Origin of the sequence: Burkholderia sp. Ax-1720 (assembly GCF_011753035.1) — a bacterium.
Taxonomy (GTDB): domain Bacteria; phylum Pseudomonadota; class Gammaproteobacteria; order Burkholderiales; family Burkholderiaceae; genus Burkholderia; species Burkholderia gladioli.
The window spans coordinates 1-1,789 of record NZ_VWWK01000398.1; the positions used below are offsets into that span (position 1 = coordinate 1).

The 1,789-nt window shown below is 74.0% G+C and carries 1 protein-coding gene; it reads right to left on the reverse strand.

From position 1 onward, the window contains the following. The coding region (locus tag F3J18_RS37135) for an AMP-binding protein (protein WP_166917150.1) at positions 1-1,789 on the reverse strand (1,789 nt) is incomplete at both ends.

The following is a 1,789-nucleotide window of genomic DNA, read 5'->3' on the forward strand; positions in this document are numbered from 1 at the left end:
CGGCCGTCCCGGTCGCTGCGCCCTCGCCCAGCTCGATCGTCTCGAAAGCCGCCTCGGCCAGCGCGTCGGAAGCCGGCACGATGGTCTGCGTCCAGGCCTGGCCGGCCGCCTCGCGCGTGAAACGCGCGCGCAGCGCGTCGTGCGTGGCCAGCACCGCCGCCAGCGCGCCGCGCAAGGCGCCGGCATCGAGCGACTCGGCGCTGGCCAGCAGCACCGACTGGTTCCAGCGCGAAGGCGCATCGGGGAACTGCTCGAAGAACCAGTGCTGCATCGGCACGAGCGGCGCCGCCAGCGGCATGTCCGAGGCGGCTTCGTCGCCCGCGTCGCCCCCGTCGCCCCCGTCACTCGTGCCGCCCTCGCCCGCCTCGGCGCGCTCGGCGACCCGTGCCAGCTCGCGCACGCTCGAATGCTCGAACACCTGCCGCGCCGTCACGATCCAGCCCGCCGAGCGCGCCTGGGCGATCACGCGCAGGCTGGAGATCGAATCGCCGCCGAGCGCGAAGAAACTGTCGGTCACGCCGAAATCGCCGCGCCCGAGCACGGTCTGCCAGATCGCCAGCAAGGCGGTTTCGAGCGGACCTTCGGGCGGCACCGCGCCGGTCTCGACGGTATCGTCGGGCTCGGGCAGCGCGCGCCGGTCGAGCTTGCCGTTGGGCAGCGTCGGCAGCGCGGCCAGCGCGACGCAGACCGACGGCAGGTGCGAGGCCGGCAAGCCGGCCGCGAGCGCCTCGCGCACCGCCTGCGGGCTGGCCTCGCCGGTGTAGTAGGCCACCAGCCGCTTGCGCTCGCCCGCGCCGCGCAGCTCGACCACGCCCTCGCGCACGCCGGTTGCACGCCTGAGCGCCGCCTCGATCTCGCCGAGCTCGATGCGATGGCCGCGCAGCTTGATCTGCTGGTCGAGCCGGCCGAGGAAGTCGATCACGCCATCGGGCCGCGCGCGGCACAGGTCGCCGCTGCGATAGACGCGCGAACCGGGCGCGCCGGTCGGATCGGGCACGAAGCGCTCGGCCGTCAGCGAGGGCCGGCCCAGGTAGCCGTGCGCGAGCGTCGGCCCGCCGATGCAGAGTTCGCCGAGCGCGCCGTCGGGCGCGCGGTTGCCGTCCAGGTCGGCCACATAGGCATGGCGCGACGGGTAGCAGCGGCCGATCGCGACGATCGCGCTGGAAGCGTCCGCGACGCCGACCGGATGATGCAGCGCGGCCACCGTGGTTTCGGTGGGCCCGTAGAGATTGTCGATCGCCACGCTCGCGAGCGGGCCGTCGAGCCACTTCGCGAGCGCATCGCCGGGCAGGCCCTCGCCGCCCACCGTGATCTGCCGCAGCGACAGGTCCTGCGCGGCCGGCAGCGCGATGCGCCATTGCTGCCACAGCGCGGTCGGGATTCGCGCAAAGGTGACGCGCTCGTCGATCAGCGTGCGGTTGAGCGTGTCCAGTTCCCAGGCGCGCGGGCCGCGCATCACCACGCGCCCGCCCGCGATCAGCGCCGGCAACAGCTCGTGCAGCGCGACGTCGAAATTGATGGTGGAGGATTGCAGCACCGTGTCGGTTTCCGCGATGCGGTGGTCGTGCAGGAAGTCCCCCAGGTGCAGGGCCAGCGCGCCGTGCGCGATCGCCACGCCCTTCGGCGTGCCGGTCGAGCCCGAGGTGTAGATCACATAGGCCAGCGATTCGGGATGCAGCGTCAGCGGCGCGGCCGGCGCGGGTTGCGCGGCGCCCTCGCCCGCCGGCGCCTCGCGCCACGACCAGGCGTCGATCGCGCGCAGCGGTGCGAGCAGCTCGCGCCATTGCGC